The 18,860-nt window shown below is 34.9% G+C and carries 20 protein-coding genes; 7 read left to right on the top strand and 13 right to left on the bottom strand.

What is annotated here, in order from left to right:
- Position 1 precedes the first annotated feature (1 nt).
- From mtaB to EUBIFOR_RS05710, 5 genes are read right to left on the bottom strand one after another with little or no spacing between them, the layout of a single operon-like run.
- Positions 2 to 1,279 carry a tRNA (N(6)-L-threonylcarbamoyladenosine(37)-C(2))-methylthiotransferase MtaB gene (mtaB, locus tag EUBIFOR_RS05730; protein ID WP_040466242.1) on the bottom strand — a complete coding sequence of 426 codons (1,278 nt, stop codon included), beginning with the start codon at positions 1,277 to 1,279 and terminating at the stop codon, positions 2 to 4.
- Positions 1,280 to 1,286: 7 nt separating this feature from the next.
- The gene (locus EUBIFOR_RS05725) at positions 1,287 to 2,006 is read right to left on the bottom strand and encodes an RsmE family RNA methyltransferase (RefSeq protein WP_003865018.1); all 720 of its coding nucleotides are present in this window, start codon (positions 2,004 to 2,006) and stop codon (positions 1,287 to 1,289) included.
- Entirely contained in the window at positions 2,006 to 2,734 is a 729-nt protein-coding gene (locus EUBIFOR_RS05720; protein ID WP_003865017.1) for a pseudouridine synthase, read from the bottom strand. Before EUBIFOR_RS05720 ends, EUBIFOR_RS05725 begins: the two co-directional genes overlap by 1 nt.
- A gap of 3 nt (positions 2,735 to 2,737) precedes the next feature.
- Positions 2,738 to 3,283 (bottom strand): SMC-Scp complex subunit ScpB, encoded by a 546-nt coding sequence (scpB, locus tag EUBIFOR_RS05715; protein ID WP_040466241.1) that lies wholly within the window; start codon positions 3,281 to 3,283, stop codon positions 2,738 to 2,740.
- A 2-nt stretch (positions 3,284 to 3,285) separates the two neighbouring features.
- Entirely contained in the window at positions 3,286 to 4,017 is a 732-nt protein-coding gene (locus tag EUBIFOR_RS05710; protein WP_040466283.1) for a segregation and condensation protein A, read from the bottom strand.
- A gap of 90 nt (positions 4,018 to 4,107) precedes the next feature.
- Here EUBIFOR_RS05710 and EUBIFOR_RS05705 point away from each other — a divergent pair, with 90 nt between their 5' ends.
- The 5 genes from EUBIFOR_RS05705 to EUBIFOR_RS05685 are packed head-to-tail and all read left to right on the top strand — an operon-like array spanning position 4,108 to position 8,401.
- On the top strand, positions 4,108 to 4,812 hold the full coding sequence (locus tag EUBIFOR_RS05705; protein WP_003865014.1) for an N-acetylmuramoyl-L-alanine amidase family protein: 705 nt from the start codon (positions 4,108 to 4,110) through the stop codon (positions 4,810 to 4,812).
- Between the two features lie 53 nt (positions 4,813 to 4,865).
- On the top strand, positions 4,866 to 5,378 hold the full coding sequence (locus EUBIFOR_RS05700; RefSeq protein WP_003865013.1) for an NUDIX hydrolase: 513 nt from the start codon (positions 4,866 to 4,868) through the stop codon (positions 5,376 to 5,378).
- A gap of 4 nt (positions 5,379 to 5,382) precedes the next feature.
- Positions 5,383 to 6,579, top strand: coding sequence for an ATP-grasp domain-containing protein (locus tag EUBIFOR_RS05695; protein ID WP_003865012.1), 1,197 nt, complete (start codon positions 5,383 to 5,385; stop codon positions 6,577 to 6,579).
- A complete protein-coding gene (locus tag EUBIFOR_RS05690) occupies positions 6,576 to 7,331 on the top strand; it encodes an alpha/beta hydrolase (RefSeq protein WP_003865011.1) in 756 nt (251 codons plus the stop codon). The genes EUBIFOR_RS05695 and EUBIFOR_RS05690 overlap by 4 nt, the downstream gene beginning before the upstream one ends.
- Complete coding sequence (locus tag EUBIFOR_RS05685) at positions 7,328 to 8,401, top strand: metallophosphoesterase (RefSeq protein ID WP_003865010.1); 1,074 nt, start codon at positions 7,328 to 7,330, stop codon at positions 8,399 to 8,401. The genes EUBIFOR_RS05690 and EUBIFOR_RS05685 overlap by 4 nt, the downstream gene beginning before the upstream one ends.
- Positions 8,402 to 8,403: 2 nt before the next feature.
- On the opposite strand, the gene EUBIFOR_RS05680 is transcribed toward EUBIFOR_RS05685, so the two are convergent.
- The 8 genes from EUBIFOR_RS05680 to EUBIFOR_RS05650 form a co-directional block, all read right to left on the bottom strand.
- Entirely contained in the window at positions 8,404 to 9,438 is a 1,035-nt protein-coding gene (locus EUBIFOR_RS05680; protein ID WP_003865009.1) for a threonine aldolase family protein, read from the bottom strand.
- 61 nt (positions 9,439 to 9,499) lie between these two features.
- Positions 9,500 to 10,453: a CoA-transferase gene (locus EUBIFOR_RS13405; protein ID WP_003865008.1), complete on the bottom strand. Its 954-nt coding sequence runs from the start codon at positions 10,451 to 10,453 to the stop codon at positions 9,500 to 9,502.
- A complete protein-coding gene (locus EUBIFOR_RS13400; RefSeq protein ID WP_003865007.1) occupies positions 10,437 to 11,051 on the bottom strand; it encodes a CoA-transferase in 615 nt (204 codons plus the stop codon). Before EUBIFOR_RS13400 ends, EUBIFOR_RS13405 begins: the two co-directional genes overlap by 17 nt.
- 22 nt (positions 11,052 to 11,073) lie before the next feature.
- Positions 11,074 to 11,853 carry an enoyl-CoA hydratase-related protein gene (locus tag EUBIFOR_RS05670; RefSeq protein WP_003865006.1) on the bottom strand — a complete coding sequence of 260 codons (780 nt, stop codon included), beginning with the start codon at positions 11,851 to 11,853 and terminating at the stop codon, positions 11,074 to 11,076.
- Positions 11,854 to 11,917: 64 nt separating this feature from the next.
- Positions 11,918 to 12,754: a 3-hydroxyacyl-CoA dehydrogenase family protein gene (locus tag EUBIFOR_RS05665; RefSeq protein WP_003865005.1), complete on the bottom strand. Its 837-nt coding sequence runs from the start codon at positions 12,752 to 12,754 to the stop codon at positions 11,918 to 11,920.
- Between the two features lie 20 nt (positions 12,755 to 12,774).
- Positions 12,775 to 13,806, bottom strand: coding sequence for an electron transfer flavoprotein subunit alpha/FixB family protein (locus EUBIFOR_RS05660; protein ID WP_003865004.1), 1,032 nt, complete (start codon positions 13,804 to 13,806; stop codon positions 12,775 to 12,777).
- Positions 13,807 to 13,821: 15 nt separating this feature from the next.
- A complete protein-coding gene (locus EUBIFOR_RS05655) occupies positions 13,822 to 14,616 on the bottom strand; it encodes an electron transfer flavoprotein subunit beta/FixA family protein (RefSeq protein WP_003865003.1) in 795 nt (264 codons plus the stop codon).
- A gap of 21 nt (positions 14,617 to 14,637) precedes the next feature.
- Entirely contained in the window at positions 14,638 to 15,777 is a 1,140-nt protein-coding gene (locus EUBIFOR_RS05650) for an acyl-CoA dehydrogenase (RefSeq protein ID WP_003865002.1), read from the bottom strand.
- 290 nt (positions 15,778 to 16,067) lie between these two features.
- On the opposite strand from EUBIFOR_RS05650, the gene EUBIFOR_RS05645 reads away from it, so the two are divergent.
- Both EUBIFOR_RS05645 and EUBIFOR_RS05640 read left to right on the top strand, forming a co-directional pair.
- Positions 16,068 to 17,273: an acetyl-CoA C-acetyltransferase gene (locus EUBIFOR_RS05645; protein WP_003865001.1), complete on the top strand. Its 1,206-nt coding sequence runs from the start codon at positions 16,068 to 16,070 to the stop codon at positions 17,271 to 17,273.
- Between the two features lie 135 nt (positions 17,274 to 17,408).
- Positions 17,409 to 18,593 carry an acetyl-CoA C-acetyltransferase gene (locus EUBIFOR_RS05640; RefSeq protein WP_040466240.1) on the top strand — a complete coding sequence of 395 codons (1,185 nt, stop codon included), beginning with the start codon at positions 17,409 to 17,411 and terminating at the stop codon, positions 18,591 to 18,593.
- Positions 18,594 to 18,860: the final 267 nt, after the last annotated feature.

The following is an 18,860-nucleotide window of genomic DNA, read 5'->3' as shown; positions in this document are numbered from 1 at the left end:
CTTAATCCTTCTTTCCATAGTACGTACCATCTTCAATACGTTGCCATTCGAATGTGATTCTACCACTAATTGAAGTATCACTCAATATCTTACAAGGATGATATTGATTTGTATAACCCGTATAATAGCCATCTTGTTGTCTTTCAATCAAAACTTGTACGGGGTTAAAACGTTGCATATCACGTTTTCTACATTCATTTGAAAGTTCGAGTAAACGAGCCACTCTAGCTTTGGCAATCTTACCATTGATTTCACCCTTTAAAGTACTTGCCTTTGTTCCATTACGCTTACTATAAGGGAAAACATGGAAGAAGCTTAATTCTAGTTCGGCTAGATTTTTATACGTCGTTTCAAATTCCTCATCACTTTCTTGAACAAATCCAGCAATCACATCGGTAGAAATTGAAATATCTGGAATGCAAGAACGAATATATTCAATTTTTTCTTTAAATTGCTCAATTGTATACGGACGATTCATACGTTTTAATGTTTCGTTGCATGCAGATTGTACTGGAATATGCAAATGATGGCACATACGAGAATTTTCTTGCATCAATCCAATCAACTCATCACTCACTTCTGTAATTTCGATACTTGAAATACGATAATATACATAGTCTGGTGTATTTTCTAATAAAGCTTTCATTAATTTCGCTAAATCGTATTCTCCATCAAAATATCGACCTGTATGAATACCTGTTAGAACAATTTCTGTATGCCCTTTATCACATAGATCTTTGGCAATTTGAATGACCTGCTCATGATTTAAACTTCGCTCTCGACCACGTGCAAAAGGAATTGCACAATATGAGCAGAATTGATTACAGCCATCTTGTACTTTTAGAAAGGCTCGATGCATCGATTCAAAACAATGTACAGGCATCGCCTCAAAATCTTTAAACTGTGTAACTTCATGAACAACATCAATTTTTTCATGATCCTTTAATGCTTGTTGGATCAAATTCACCAATTCATTCTTTTGTTTAGCCCCAACGATAAGATCTGCATCTAATGCCTTTCTTTCTTCTTCACTTGCACATTGTACAAAACAACCTACCACAACGCATAAGGCATTAGGGTTCATGCGTTTTGCGTAATGAATCTTTTGACGTGACTTACTAGCTGCCGTATTTGTGACAGTACATGTATTGATGATACAAATATCGCAAGCTTTTTCAGGCGATACTTGTTCATATCCTAGTTCTTCTAATTGACCAGCATAGTATTGCGATTCATACGCATTTACTTTGCAGCCGAGTGTAATAATTGAAAATTTCATTGATTCTTTATCCTTCCACATGATTTTGGTATTCAATTGCACTTAATACATAACAAGCTGCTGTTTCCGCTCGTAAAATATTGTTACCTAAAGAACAATTTTCATAACCAAATTCATTTAATACTTGAATTTCACTTTCCTCAAATCCACCCTCAGGTCCAATACATACAGTAATGGATTTGGGATTCTCTTTTAAATAGTGTGCCATATGTTTAGAAGGATCACTCTCCTTCTCATAAGCCACCAAATTACATTCACTTTTATAATTCGACAATTTTTTTAAAGGAATTACAGGCTCTAATTCCACCAATGTATTGCGGTTACATTGTTTTGTTGCCGCAAGTAAGATTTCATTCCATCGAGATTGTTTCTTTTCTGCCTTTTTCTCATCCAATTTAACAACCGTATTCTTCGATACAAAAGGAACGATTTTAGTTACACCCAGTTCACATGCCTTTTGAAGCATCCATTCAAATTTATCCTGTTTGATCAAAGCACAACATAATGTGATCGATTGGTTTTCTTCAAACACATCTACAATGGAATCAATGATTAAAATGGGTTTATTTTCAACGTGTCCTAAGAAAACACCCGAATTTTTTGTGATGATACGAATCTTTTCTTTTGGTGTTGTACGAAGTACATCGAAAATATGGTGTGCTTGTTTTGTATCTAATTCAATCACATCATGAATCGATAAAACCGCATCTAAATATACTTGTTTCATTACTTGTTTTCGCCTTCCATAGCCAAACGATTTAATTGTTTGATTTCATAAGGTTTTAAACGACGATATTCACCCGCTCTTAAATCTTTAACATCTAAAAACGCAAATTTCACTCTGTGCAAGCGACGAACTTCATGGCCTAATGCCAACATCATATTCTTTACCTGATGATTTTTACCTTCAGAAATAGTAAGCTCAAACTGCGTACGATTACGCGTTAAATCTTTTTGAAGCACAAATACTTTAGCCGGCTGATATTTTTCTGTTTTTGTCTTTAAACCTTTTCTTAATTGTTTGATATCATCTTCACTCAAGATACCTTGAAGATTAACAACATAGGTTTTTTCTAAATGATAACGAGGATGAATCATATGGTTACAAAATTCACCATCATTTGTCAATAATAAAACACCGCTTGTGTCATAATCTAAACGCCCTACAGAGAAGATTCTTTCGTTTTTAGGCATATAGTCTAGTACTGTTTTTCTTCCCTTATCATCACTACTTGTACATAGGCAACCCTTAGGTTTATTCATGATGTAATAGACTTTTTCTTCTTTAGAAATCATATTACCGTTGACTTCGATGATATCTTGTTTTGATACTTTTGTACCTAATACATCACAAATTTCACCATTCACTTTGACTTTTCCATCTAAAATCAATTCTTCTGCTTTTCTTCTTGAACAAATACCCGCTTGGGCAATTACTTTTTGTAGTCTTTCCATTTTCTATTCTCCTTCAAATAATTCTTCATTATTGTTTTTTGTTTGTGGTAATTCCGGTAATTCTTTTAAATCCTCTAACTGAAAAGCATCTAAAAATTCATCCGTTACACGATATAATAAAGGTTTGCCAATCGCATCCAAACGATCTTTAGCTTCAATCAAGCCACGCGCCACTAATTTTTTTAACATCATTTCACAATTGACGCCACGAATCTCTTCGATTTCTACACGAGTAATTGGTTGTTTATAGGCAATGATAGCCAAAGTTTCCATAGCCGCTTGTGATAGTGTGGGTTGTTTATATTCTTCAAATAATTGTTTTCCATAAGGATATACAAATTCTTTTGTGACAAATTTAAATCGATTCGCATATTCTACAAGTTCAATCCCTCTACTGTTGCTGCTATACTCTTCTTTTAGTGTATCTAGTAAAACGCGGATATCATCCATTTCTAAGTTTTTAAGACCAAGTATCATTTGATCTATGCTTAAACCTTCTTCACCACTTAAAAAGAGTAAGCCTTCTAATATTGCCTTCGCATTATCCATATCTACAAATCCTCTCTTGCGACCCATATCATTTGGGTTTCATCAATGGAATATGTCATCCATTTTTCATGTATTAAGTCAAGTATCGACAAAAAAGTAACGATCACCATATGTAAATTTGTACAATCGCTACAAAGATCTTTAAAAGATATCGATCCATTTATATGCTTCATTCTTTCTTTGATTTGAATGGCTCTTTCTTCTAAAGACAATTCTTTGATTGTCACCTTAGTTTCATAAGGCTGTAAAAGCTCCATACGTACAATACAATGGCGCATAGCCTTCATTAAATCATAAGGAGATTGATTTTCTAAAGTATCACTTTCAACGGGAATCTTCCATTCTTCGACTAAGCTGGAAACTGGACGAGAAAAATGGAGTTGTCTTTGATCATAACCATCTTTTAATGCAAGACATACTTCCTTATATCTTTGATATTCCAATAAACGAGCTACCAATTGATCACGTTGATCTTCTTCATATTCTTCTATAACCTCAACGGTTTCTCTTGGTAAAAGTTTTTTCGACTTATATGCGATAAGACTAGCTAGTTCCGATAAATACTCACTGGCCACTTCCAAATGCATATTTTGCATGGCATGAATATATTCAATATATTGCGTTGCTAAAACATTCATATCCAAGTCAAAAAGATCTAATTTATTTTCTTTGATTAAATGCAGCATCAAATCCAAAGGACCTTCAAACTGATCTAATGTTATTAAAAAATCCATACTATCACCCATGGTACTCATTATAACAAATTTTAAAAAGCTTTTCATCCTTTACGACTAATGTTAAAATAAGAAAACAGGAGGTTAGTCATGCGTAGAGCCATTCTCTTTTTAGTTTTTGCACTATTTTTGGCGATGGTCATCCAGCCAAATCTTAATAAACAAATCAAAGAAAAATCAAAAATCGATGTTCCCGAACAAACAGAATCGACCATTATTACCAATGATACGGTTTCAAATTCGCGTTGTAAATCAAAAGCAATCATTTGTATTGATGCAAGTCATGGAGGAAGTGATAGTGGATATACTAGCGATGGGCATACCAGTGAAAAAGATCTAAATTTGGTTATAGCCAAAAAGATTGGGGAATCTCTTTCGAGTGTTGGCTACAATGTAGTTTATACAAGAAGTGATGATTCCACACTTTCTACAGAAGAAAGAATCACTTCTATTAACTCCCAAAAGGCAAATTATTTAATTTCGATTCAAATGAATTCAAGTTCAGATTCTTTATCAAAGGGATATTCTATTTTCACACAGCCCAACGATAAGATGATTCAATTGGCTAAAAACCTATCCAATACAATGAACGCAATCAACCTATCGCAATTTGAAGGTATTGATTCCGACCATTATGAAAACTTCCCTATTTTATATGATAGTCAAATTCCGGCTATCCTTTTAGAACTTGGATATTTAAGTAATAGTGATGACTATACAAAATTAGTGGATGAAACTTTCCAACAAAAAATAGCGGATGCGATTACGGAAAGCTTTTTAGCTAAAATCAATTAACACTCTTAGGAGTGTTTTTTTGTGCTATAATCTTAACGAAAAAGAGGTATTGTATGGAAGAAAAATTGATCTATAAAGGTATTATCTTTGATTTAGTTCAAAAGGATGTAAAAATCAAAGATAAAATGTATAAACGAGACATCATTCGTCATCCAGGAGGTGTGGGTGTCATTTGTATCATCGATGGCAAGATCTTACTTGTACGACAAGAGCGTCCGGCAATTGGTAAAGAAACACTTGAAATTCCTGCAGGTAAACTCGAATATGGTGAAGATCCCATGGAATGCGGACTTCGTGAACTAAACGAAGAAACAGGCATGGCCTGTGATAAATTAGAACTCTTATTAAGTTTTGTATCAACACCAGGCTTTTGTGATGAAAGAATTTGGATCTATAAAGCCATCCATCCAAGAATGGCAGATGTTAAACTTTCTTTAGATGAAGATGAGGAAATCGATACTCTATGGTTGGATTTAGAAACGGCTTATGAATATACAAGAAATGGAAAAATTGATGATGGAAAGACTGTCATTGCGATTAGTCAAATGATGGCAGAAAGGAAATAAGATTATGAATTTTGTGGTGATTTCACCAAACTATCCAGAAAGTTACTGGATGTTTTGTAGGGGGTTAAAAGAAAATGGGGCTAAAGTATTGGCTATCGTAGATACTCCATACAACCAATTAAAACAGGAATTAAAAGAGTATTGTGATGAAATCTATGTTGTGAAAAGCTTCCATGACTATGATGAAATGATTAAGGCATGTGGCTATTTTACATTTAAATATGGAAAAATCGACTGGATTGAATCCAATAATGAAGCTTGGCTTGATTTAGATGCACGTCTTCGTGATGATTTTAATGTAAAAACAGGTTTTTCATTAGAAAGAATCGAAGAGCTTCAATCGAAGTCACAAATGAAAAAATATTATAAAGAAGCCAACGTCCCAGTAGCTGATTATAAAGTATTACATACACTTCAGGATGGCTTAGATTTCGCTAATAAAGTTGGATATCCACTTGTTATGAAGCCAGATCATGGTGTAGGTGCAAGTATGACTTATAAAATCATGAATGCCGAACAATTAGAATCTGTTTATATGCAGACAAAAGATCATGTTATGATTTTAGAACAATATATTGATGGAGATGTTTTTACATTAGATGGGATTTGCGATGAAAACGAAGATATTCGTTATTTAAATAGTTTAGAATATGTTGGTAACTGCATGGATTCTGTGCTTTATCAACAAAGTATTGGATGCTTCACAACACTCGAAATCAGCGATGAATGTCGTGATATTGTTCAAAGAACAATTCATGCTTTTAAAATCAAGAATCGTTTCTTTCATTGCGAATTCTTCCGATTGAATCATGATGTACAAGGATTAGGTGAAAAAGGCCGTATCTTTGGTCTAGAAGTAAACTTCAGACCTCCAGGAGGATTCTGTCCTGATTTGATGAATTATGCAGGTGAACTCGATGTATACCGTTTATGGGCTGAAGTGATCTTAAAACAACAAGCATCTTATTCAAAACTTAGAAGATATTCTGCAGGTTTTGTGGGCAGAAGGAATTCTATCAAATATCGTTATACAGTGAAAGAAATTCAAGACATGTTTAAAGAAGAATTAATTGATATCTTATATCTTCCAGAAGCCATTGCGGCTGCCATGGGTGATGTTGCGATTGTTGCCAAATTTACAAGTCCTTCAAGACGAGATGAGTTCTTCAAGGTTGCCTTAAAAAGAAAGGATCGATTATGATAGTTGAAAAAGAACTTTTCATGTCGAAATTAAATGAAAAGCGAAAAATCTTTATTTATTTACCTGAAGATTATGATACAAGCAATAAACAATATCCTGTTTTATATGCGTTTGATGGTCATAATATCTTTTTAGATGCCTATGCCACATATGGTAAGGCCATTCATATTCAAGAGCATATTGAAAAGCTCAATTTAGATTTAATTGTCGTTGGACAAGAATGTAGCCATATCGGAAACAATCGTTTAAAAGAATATGCACCCTATCCTTTCTATGATCCTGAATACGGATCATTTGAAGGTTTAGGTGATGCTACAATGGACTTTTTTGTGAATGAATTAAAACCTTATATTGATCAAAATTACAGAACCAAAAAGACAAGAAAAAATACATTTATCGGTGGAAGTAGTTGCGGAGGTCTAATGGCCTTATATGCAGCCTATACTTATTCCGACATCTATTCAAAAGCCATTGTGATATCCCCTTATGTCTTAGAGAGTATAGATGCAATTTTGAAAGATATTCATCATAAAAACATTCAAAAAAATACTTCAATCTATTTATCTTGGGGTTCAAATGAAGCAAGCTTAATGCATGAATTTGTCTGGCAAACTAAGGCTTGTACTGAAATTGGTAATTCTCTATCAAAAAAAGGAGTCAAAGTCTTATATAATGTGATTCCAGAAGGAAGACATTGTGAGGAAGACTGGGAAAAAGAATGTGATACATTCCTTCCGTTTTTAGTACAATGAACCGGAATGTAGTAATTCAAAAACTTAAAACAAAAGCCGAGCGAAAGATTGTGATTAGTGATATTCATGGTAATTTAGATCTATATCAAGCGCTCTTACACAAGATTGATTATAAACCGGGTATAGATTGTTTGATTCTTTTAGGTGATTTAGTTGAAAAAGGAAAAAGAAATCTAGATACTCTTCATTACATTATGCATCAAGTTCAAACGGAAGATGTACATTGTATCATGGGTAATTGTGATTTTATTGCGAAAAATGTTCTTTACTCCTATCGTTTGGATTTTTTAAAGCATGTTCTTGGATTTAGAACTGCAAGTTTGATTCATGAAATGGCTAAAAGTCTAAATATTGAAATCAACGAAAATAGTAATATGTCCCAAATTTGTCAAATCTTACGCAAACATTATTTAGATGAACTTTGTTTCTTAAACGATTTACCCCATGTATTAGAAGATGATGCGCATATTTATGTACATGCAGGTATTGAAAGCAATGAAAATTATGGAACGGATTTTAAACATGTCATGACCCATGCCTTCTTTTTAGAATCAAATCAAGTATTCAAAAAGAATATCATTGTTGGACATATGCCGGTGACAGAATATTGTAGTCATATTGCCTCTTTTGATCCCATTTATGATGTAAAACATAACATTTATAGTATTGATGGTGGAAACATGGTTAAATTTGGCGGTCAATTAAATGCTCTTATATTTGAAAAGAATATTGTTAAAGTTGAACGATGTGATTTTCTTAAAGAAAGAAAAGTCATTCAAAATGTAGATTATCATACACAAATTCCCTTCTTCATAACTTTTAATCATGGTAATATTCAAATTCTTGAACGAAATTCGATACAATCGAAAGTATATTGTCCTTACAATAATCGTACTTTCTGGGTTGAAAATGAATTCGTGACAAATGATATGAAAGCTTATGATTATACAAATTATGAGATTCCATTAAAAAAAGGCGATACCGTAAAAGAGGTATTCGCCTATCAAGATAAAGTTCAAATCAAAAAGAATGGTATACTAGGCTGGACCTATCGTTCAAACCTAGAATGATACTATTCTTTTTTTACGCTAGCTTCTGATAAGTAAGTGAATAAAGCATTAACTTCATCTTCCGTTGTATGAAAACTAGTCACAAAACGAATGACATAATGATCGTCACATTTTTCCCAGATTTCAAAATCAATATTTTCACTTAAGAATTGGTATTGTTCTTTTGTGACATTGACAAAAATCTGATTTGTATCACTCTTCATAAATAAAGCATAGCCTAAATCTTGAAGTCTAGATTGAATCTTTTGAGCCAATGCGACTGAATGTTTTGCATAATCAAAGAAAGCATCATGTTCAAATAATCCTAAAAATTGAATTCCAAGCAACCATCCTTTGGCAAGCATAGCTCCATTTTGTTTCATCACAAAGCGGAAATATGGTTTTAATTCAGGATTTGAGATGACAACGGCCTCTCCTAGTAGAGCACCATTTTTCGTACCACCAATATAGAATACATCACAAAGATTGGCTAAATCATTTAATGTATAATCCACTGTCGATAAAGCAACACCAAGTCTTGCCCCATCCATCATTAAGTATAGACCTAATTCATCACAAACAGCACGAATTTCTTTTAATTCCTCAAATGTATATACGGTTCCATATTCTGTGGCATTTGAAATATAAACCATTTTTGGATAAACCATATGTTCATACGAAAGCATATGTGTATCAAACACTTTACGAATATCACTCGGATTGATTTTTCCAGCATAGTTATTGACAGGAATCACTTTATGTCCAGTCGCTTCAATCGCACCTGTTTCATGCGTCGCAATATGTCCTGTATCACAACTGATGACAGCTTCAAAAGGTTTTAAACATGCTTTGATGATTGTTTGATTCGTGATGGTTCCACCTACAATAAAGTGAACGTCCACATCGTAATCCGGAATATGTTTTTTTATAGCTTCCTTTGCACGTTGGCAAATTTCATCCATACCATATCCAGTAAAAGAATGACCATTTGTCGTATTCATATATTCCATAATTTCTGGAATACAGCCTTGGCCATAATCATTTCTAAAAAATAACATTTTTTATCAACTCCCAAAATCATTGTAACACAAAAACAGGTCCTTTGACCTGTTTTATGATTTATTCTTCTTTTAATCCCATAACTTCGTCTGTAAATAGACGTGCATCCATAAGTTTTAAGTCTTCAGCAATATATGGTTTGAATTCCATTTGATCTAATACATCTTTTTGTAAATCTACACCTGGAGCGATTTCAATCAATGTTAATTTTCCATCAATTAACTTAAATACAGCACGCTCAGTAATATATAAGACTTTTTGACCTGTTTCATTCGCATAATCAGCTGAGAAAGTAACTTGTTCAATGTGATTTTTAAATTTCTTGATTTGACCTTCTTGATCAATTGTCAATTTACCATTTCCAACTGTTTCTTTTAAACCTTTAGCTGTAAATGTTCCACAATAAACAACGACCGGTGAAGTTTGTGTGATATTAATAAATCCACCACATCCTGCAATTTTTGGTCCAAAACGAGAAACGTTGATATCACCTTTTTGATCACATTCTGCAAGTCCTAAGAAAGCTTGGTCTAATCCACCACCATCATAGAAGTCAAACTGATATGTTTGATCAATGATTGCATCTGGGTTTGTACAAGCACCAAAGGCAGTACCATTCATTGGAACACCACCGATTCCTCCAGCTTCAACTGTCATTTTAAGTCCTGGAAGTCCTTCTTCATTGGCAACATTTGCGATACCTTCTGGCATACCAATTCCTAAGTTGATAACAGCCGTTGGATCCAATTCCATTGCAGCACGACGACAAACAACTTTACGTGCATTTAATGGCATTGGTTCAATTGAATCAACGGGTACACGAATTTCACCACAGAATGATGGGTTGTATGGATCTGAATACGTTTGCCAATGGTTTTCAGGTTGTGCAACAACGATCGCATCCACATAAATTCCTGGAATCTTAACATCCATTGGTTTTAATGATCCTCGTTCTACAATTTTTTCAACCTGTAGAATAACTTTACCACCACTGTTTTTAACTAGCTTGCGCAATACTGATTGAATCTAGAGTGGCTGCTTCTTTACACATTGAGCAGTTTCCATCTTCATCCGCATATGTACCACGAATCAATGCAATATCTAATGGGAATGATTTATAACGTAACCATTCTTCTCCATCCATATTGATCAATTCAACTAAATCTTCTTTAGTGCGTTCATTCATTTTCGCACCTTCTAGACGAGGGTCGATAAATGTTTTCAAACCAATTTTTGTGATTACACCTGGACGGTGTCCTGCAATTTCACGGAACATCAAACTGATTGTTCCTAAAGGTAAATTATAGCCTTCAACTTTGTTTTCAAAAACTAATTTTTGGAAAGTAGGAATCAATCCCCAGTGTCCACCAATGATTCTTTTTAACAATCCTTCATGACCCATATGGTTCAATCCTAAATCTGGTGTACCATCTCCTACACCAGCAGAGAACATAACGGTTAAATCTCTAGGATGTCCTGTTTCTAAGAAACTATTTTCAATGGCAACACTAAGTTCTTGAGGGTGACCCATTCCAATAAATCCACCTACACCAATTTTGTCGCCATCTTTGATCAAACTGATAGCTTCTTGGGCTGACATTACTTTTGACATTTAAATCATCCTTTCAAATAAATTATTTGTTTTTAAATTCTTTTTCTTTTACTTTGTTTACGAAGCATTCCATACCATATGTTTGGTCTTCTGTAGCAAAGCAATCAGAGAAATCTTTTACTTCAATAGCGATAGCTGAATCCATATCTGTTTGAAGTCCAGCATTGATAGCTTTTTTAGATTGTGCAACAGCGATTGGAGCGTTTTTGCAGATTCCATTAGCCATTTTTAATGCTGTAGCCATTAATTCTTCTTGAGGAACAACAGCATTTACTAATCCGATAGCCAATGCTTTGTCTGCTTTGATGTTACGAGCTGTAAAGATCATTTCTTTAGCGATTCCAGCAGGTACTAAACGTGCTAAACGTTGAGTTCCACCAAAGCCTGGAGTAATTCCTAAACCTACTTCTGGTTGTCCAAAAATAGCATTTTCACTAGCAATACGAATGTCACAAGCCATACTTAATTCGCATCCTCCACCTAATGCAAAACCATTTACGGCAGCAATTACTGGGCAGTGTAAAGTTTCAATTTGACGGAAGATCTTGTTTCCATAAGCTCCATATTCAGCCGCTTCTTCAACCGTTTTATCTTTCATTTCAGCAATATCTGCACCAGCAACGAAAGATTTGCTTCCAGCACCTGTGATAACTACACAATATGTGTCTTTGTCAGCTGCAACGGTGTTAACAGCTTCTTCTAAATCATTTAATACAGCTGTTGATAATGCATTTAATGCTTTTTCACGATTGATTGTGATAATTGAAACGTGACCTTGTTTTTCTAATAATACGTTTTCCATGATTTTTCTCCTCTAATATTTAAATAAAAAGTGAAACAACGAGTGTTTCACTTTAGTTATTTCACTAGTTGTAGCTGTAGAATCCTTGTTTAGTTTTTTGACCTAATTTTCCAGCACGAACCATTTTCTTTAATAATGTACATGGACGATATTTAGGATCTCCTGTTTCAGTATATAATACTTCCATTACATCTAAAACAATATCCAATCCAATTAAGTCACCCAAAGCCAATGGTCCCATTGGGTGGTTAGCTCCAAGTTTCATAGCTGTATCGATATCTTCAACACTTGCCAATCCTTCTTGGTAAATGAAGCAAGCTTCATTGATCATTGGAATCAAGATACGGTTAACTACGAATCCAGGTCCTTCAGCAACTTCTACTGGAGTTTTTCCTAATGATTTAGAGCATTCGATGATAGCTTCTTTTGTTTCAACTGGAGTATTTTCACCAGAGATAACTTCAACTAATTTCATACGATCAGCTGGGTTGAAGAAGTGCATACCGATAACGTTATGTTTGATTCCGTTAGCAATTTCAGTAACACTTAAACTTGAAGTGTTTGTTCCGAAAATGCAGTCTTCTTTACAGATTTCATCTAAAGTCTTGAATAAGTCTTTTTTGATTTCCATTTTTTCAAGAACAGCTTCAACGATTAAATCGCAATCAGCTAAATCTTTGTATTCACCAGCAGTTAAGTTAGCTTTGATACCTTCTGCTTTTTCAGCAGTAATCTTTTCACGAGATACTAGTTTATCTAATTTAGCACCAATTTTGTTGATACCATTTTGTGCCCATTCGATTTTAATATCACATACAGTTACATTGTATCCAGCTGTAGCAAATGCATTGGCAATACCTTGCCCCATTGTTCCAGCACCAATAACACCTACATTTTTCATTTTAAATATGCTCCTTTTTATTATTCAGCTTTTGCAGCTTTAATTGATTCAACTAATAAAGGTAATACAGTTGCACAATCTCCAACGAATCCCATATTAGAAATATTGAAGATTTCTGCTTGAGGATCACGGTTGATAGAGATGATCAAATCTGATTTATCCATACCAGCACAGTGTTGTACAGCTCCAGAAATACCACAAGCGATATATAATGAAGGACGTACAGTCTTACCTGTTTGACCTACTTGACGATCTTTGTCTAAGAATCCATCTTCAACAACAGCACGTGTACAGCAAACTACACCACCTAATTCGTCAGCTACTTTTTGAAGTACATCTAAGCAATTTTCAGCACCACGACCAGCACCTACTAAAATATTAGCTTTAGTGATATCTACATCTGCTTTTACTTTTTCGATTACTTTTTCTACAAATACTTGAGGATCTGTAGTTGTCCATGATGGAGTAAATTCTTCAACTTCACCAGTACGAGTTGTATCTGTTGGAGCCAATTCAAATACTTTTGGTCTGATTGTAGCCATTTGTGGACGAGTGTCTTTACATACGATTGTACCAAATAAGTTACCACCGAATGTTGGACGAGTTACGTCTAATAATGATTCACCAGTTTCTTTAGCATATTCTAAGTCAACTTCAATTTTTGTAGCATCTGCAGTTAAACCAACATTTAAACGAGCAGCTACACGTGGTGCTAAGTCACGTCCTAATGGAGTTGCACCAGTTAACATTGAGTCTGGTTTGTGAGCTAAAACAACTTGTGTTAAAGCATCAGCATAGAATTGAGTTGAATAGTCTTTTAACAAAGCATCATCAACAACGATTACTTTGTCAGCTCCATGACTAATAACTTCTTGAGCTTTTTCTTTTACATTTTCTCCAAGCAATACACCAACTACTTTGTATCCAAATTCAGGGATAGAAGCAACTAGTTTTCTTGCTTCTGAAATAAGTTCATAACTTACTTCTGCAATGTTTCCGTTTTCTTGTTCAACGAAAACGAAGATATCTTTATATTCTTCAAATCGAGCCATTCTACTTCATCCTCCCTACTTTGTAATGATTTGCTTTTCTTTCAAAGTCTTAGCAATCATATCTGCAGTTTCCTGCTCAGACAATGTGAATACTTCTGTTTTGTCAGTAACATCTTTTGTGAAAGTAGTTTTAACGGATGTAGGAGAACCTTTGAAACCAACTGTTTCAGGATCGATTCCTAATTCAGCATTTGTTAAAACTTCAATCTTGTCTTCTTTACATAAGTCAACGATGTTGTCACATTGCATGTAACGAGGTTTGTTCATTCCTGATAATGTTGTGATAACACATGGTAACTTAGCTGTTACGATTTGTTCAACATCTTCTAATGAACGTTTAACAGTGATAGAATCTTCTTTTACTTCTAAGATTTCATCTACATAAGTAACTTGAGGAATATCCAAACGTTCTGCAGTTTGAGGTCCTACCTGAGCAGTATCACCATCGATAGCTTGACGACCAGCGATAACTAAGTCAAATCCTACTTTTTTCAAAGCAGCCGCTAAAGCGATACTTGTAGCACATGTATCAGATCCACCTAATACACGGTCTGTTAATAAAACACCTTTGTCAGCACCCATAGCTACACCTTCTTTTAACATTTCAGCAGCTTTAGGTAATCCCATTGTCATTACAACAACTTCAGTGTCAGGGTTTTTGTCTTTTAATTCCAATGCAGCTTCCAAACCAGCTAAATCATCTGGGTTTGTGATTGCAGGAACGCCGTCACGAATTAACGCACCAGTTTTTTTATCAACTGTAATTTCAGTTGAATCCGGAACTTGTTTTTCTAAAACAACAATTTTCATTTTTCAACACCAATTCCTTTCTTACTTCAACATAGCGCCAGAGATGACCATACGTTGTACTTCTGAAGTACCTTCGTAGATTTCAGTGATCTTAGCATCTCTAAACATTCTTTCTACTGGTAAATCACGAGTATATCCGTATCCACCTAATAATTGGATAGCTTTTGTTGTAATTTCCATAGCTGTTTCAGCAGCAAATAATTTTGCTTCAGCTGCTAATTGAGTATAAGGACGACCTTCTTGTTTAGCAGTAGCTGCAGAATATACTAACCAACGAGCTGCATCTGTTTTAGTTTGCATATCAGCTAATTGGAATTGAGTGTTTTGGAATTTAGCAATTGGACGACCAAATTGTTTACGTTGTTTTACGTAAGCAACGGCTTCATCGATTGCACCTTGAGCAATTCCTAATGCTTGAGCAGCGATACCAATACGTCCACCATCAAGTGTCTGCATGGCAATCTTGAATCCCATACCTTCTTTTCCTAATAAGTTTTCTTTTGGAATACGTACATTATTGAAAATTAATTCACATGTAGCAGATCCACGAATACCTAATTTCTTTTCGTGAAGACCGAATGTGAATCCTGGAGTTCCTTTTTCAAGAATGAAAGCAGAAATTCCACGAGTTCCTTTTGTTTTGTCTGTCATGGCAAAAATTACATATACATCGGCTTCTCCAGCATTTGTAATGAAGATTTTAGTACCATTGATAACATATTCGTCACCATCTAATACAGCTGTAGTTTGTTGTCCAGCCGCATCTGTACCAGCGTTTGGTTCCGTTAAACCAAATGCAGCCAATTTCTTACCTGTACATAAATCTGTTAAGAATCTTTGTTTTTGTTCTTCAGTACCAAATTGAGCAATTGGCCAAGTACCTAATGAAGTGTGAGCTGATAAAACTACACCACTTGTTGCACATGTTTTAGACAATTCTTCGATTGCTAAAATATAGCATAAATAATCTGCGCCAGCTCCTCCGTATTCACGTGAATAAGGAATACCAAGCATTTTTGCTTGACGCATCACTTCTACAGATTCCTTAGGGAATCTTTCGTTTTCGTCAACATCCGCTGCGTTTTCTTTTACTTCGTTTTGCGCAACTTCTCTGAACAACTTTTGCATCATTAATTGTTGTTCTGTTAAATTGAAATCCATAAATGAAGTTCTCCTTTCCAGTTTCTTGAACTATTCGAATTAGGACATCGATAGCATGAGAAAGTATGTTAAACTTTTCACACAGTCATATTCTACATACTTTTTTGAACCTCGTCAATGATTTTGTTAATATTTTAACAAATTGTATTAAATGCCCTATCTTATTAATATATGTTATGTATTATTAACATGTGAAAAATTAAACAAGTTATTGACATCCCCTATTTTAAGGACTAGACTAAGCATGTAAAAAAGTGAATCTCGATTTAGAGTAGAAAGTAGGTATACAAATGAGAAAAGCTTATATTGTTGCTGCTAAACGTAGTGCAATTGGTACTTTTTTAGGAAGTTTAACTGATGTAGATTTAGCTACTGTTGGAGCAACTGTTTTAAAAGAAACAATTAAACAAGCAAATATTGATCCAGCTAACTTAGACGAAGTTATTATCGGTAACGTAATTGCTGCCGGTTTAGGACAAAACATTGCTCGTCACGTTGCTTTTGATGCAGGAATTCCTGTTGAAGTATGTGCACAATCAATCAATATGTTATGTGGTTCAGGTTTAAAAGCCGTTATGGAAGCTACACTTCGTATTCAAGCAAACTTTGGTGACTTATATGTTGCTGGTGGTGTTGAATCAATGACTCGTGCTCCATTTATGTTGAGCTACAAAAACCGTACAGGAACTAAGATGGGAGACCAAAAATTAGTGGATGCTATGTTACACGATGGTTTAACAGATGCAATGTATGGAATTCACATGGGATGTACTGCTGACAACATCGCTAAAAAATATAACATTTCTCGTGAGGCACAAGATGAATTCGCTTTTGCTTCTCAAGAAAAAGCTTTAGCGGCTATTGCTGCAGGTAAATTCAAAGATGAAATCGTTCCTATTACTTATAAGACTCGTAAAGGTGAAGTAGTATTTGATACAGACGAACACCCTCGTAAAACAAGCTTAGAAAAATTAGCTAAATTACGTCCAGCCTTCAACGCAGATGGAACTGTAACTGCAGGTAATGCTTCTGGTATCAATGATGGTGCTTCATTTACTATCGTTGCTAGTGAAGATGCAGTTAAGAAATATAACTTAACACCAATTGCTGAAGTTATCGGATTTGGACAAGGTGGAGTTGACCCACGAGTTATGGGACTTGGTCCAACACCAGCTATCTTAAACGCATTAAAATATGCAGATCTAAAGATTGAAGATCTTGACTTAGTTGAATTGAACGAAGCATTTGCTGCTCAATCATTAGGTGTTATCCACGAATTAGAAGAAGCTACAGGTATGGATCGCGAAGCCTTCTTAGCTAAGACAAACGTAAATGGTGGAGCTATTGCTTTAGGTCACCCAGTAGGTGCTAGTGGAAACCGTATATTAGTTTCATTGTTATATGAAATGCAAAAACGTAAATCAAAAATCGGTCTTGCTTCCCTATGTATTGGTGGAGGACAAGGTGCCGCTGTTATCGTAAAAATGTGCGATTAATCAATAAGGAGACATGTTCTCCTTATTTCTTTAAATTCACTTGTGAATTTTTTAATTTGTGATTGATTTTCATCATTCACTATGATAAAGTTTAAAAGGTAAATGACTAATAGTCTTACATGGAGGAATATTAATATGACAAAAAAAGTAGTTTTAGCAGGTGCATGTCGTACTGCTATTGGTAAAATGGGTGGAGCTTTAAGTAACACTCCAGCTGCTGATTTAGGTTCTATCGTAATTAAAGAAGCATTGAACCGTGCAGGTGTTAAACCTGAACAAGTTGACGAAGTATTAATGGGATGCGTTATCCAAGCTGCTCAAGGACAAAACGTTGCTCGTCAAGCTAGTATCAAAGCTGGTCTACCTATTGAAGTTCCTGCCGTAACATTAAACGTTGTTTGTGGATCTGGTTTAAACTGTGTTAACCAAGCTGCTGCAATGATCATGGCTGGTCAAGCTGACATCGTTGTTGCTGGTGGTATGGAAAACATGTCAATGGCACCATATGCTATGACTAAAGCACGTTTTGGTTACCGTATGAACAACGCTACTATCGTTGATACAATGGTAAATGATGCATTAACAGATGCATTCAACCACTACCACATGATGATTACTGCAGAAAACATCTGTGATCGTTGGAACTTAACTCGTGAAGAATTAGATGAATTCTCAGCTAACTCTCAACAAAAAGCTGAAAAAGCTATGGCTGAACACAAATTCGATGATGAAATCGTACCAGTTCCAGTTAAAGTTAAAAAAGAAATCGTTGAATTCAAAGTGGATGAAGGACCTCGTCCAGGAACAACGGCTGAATCATTAGCTAAATTACGTTGCTGCTCTGGTAAAGAAGGCGGAATGGTAACTGCTGGTAATGCTTCAGGAATTAATGATGGTGCTGCTGCAATCGTTGTTATGAGTGAAGAAAAAGCAAAAGAATTAGGTGTTACACCAATGGCTACTTGGGTACAAGGTGCATTAGCTGGTGTTGAACCAGAAATCATGGGTATTGGACCAGTGGCTGCTACTCGTAAAGTTATGGAAAGAACTGGATTAACAGTTAATGATATGGACTTAATCGAAGCTAACGAAGCATTCGCTGCACAATCTGTAGCTGTTGCTAAAGAATTAGGATTCGATATGAGCAAAGTTAACGTTAACGGTGGAGCCGTTGCATTAGGACACCCTGTTGGAGCTAGTGGATGCCGTATCCTTGTTACTTTACTTCACGAAATGCAAAAACGTGATGCTAAGAAAGGTTTAGCTACACTTTGCATCGGTGGTGGTATGGGTTGTGCTACTATCGTAGAACGTGACTAATTTATATATAATAACTAACTAAACTACTTCTAAGAAGAGATTCAACAAAAATTGAATCTCTTCTTTTTTTCTTACTTTTTACAATTCAACAATTTTTTTCTGTTATAATCAATTTAAAGGAGTTACTATAACTATGAAGTCAAATCTAAATCGAATATTATTTATTTTCGCAGGGATATGTTTTATATTCACATACTTCTTAACAAAGAATTTTACTTATCTACCATTAGGACTCTGTTTCTTAATACTATCGACAAACAATAAAAA

It is taken from the genome of Holdemanella biformis DSM 3989, from assembly GCF_000156655.1.
Taxonomy (GTDB): Bacteria; Bacillota_I; Bacilli_A; order Erysipelotrichales; family Erysipelotrichaceae; genus Holdemanella; species Holdemanella biformis.
Note: the sequence above shows the minus strand (reverse complement) of the source record. Positions and strands in the feature narration are given on the sequence as shown.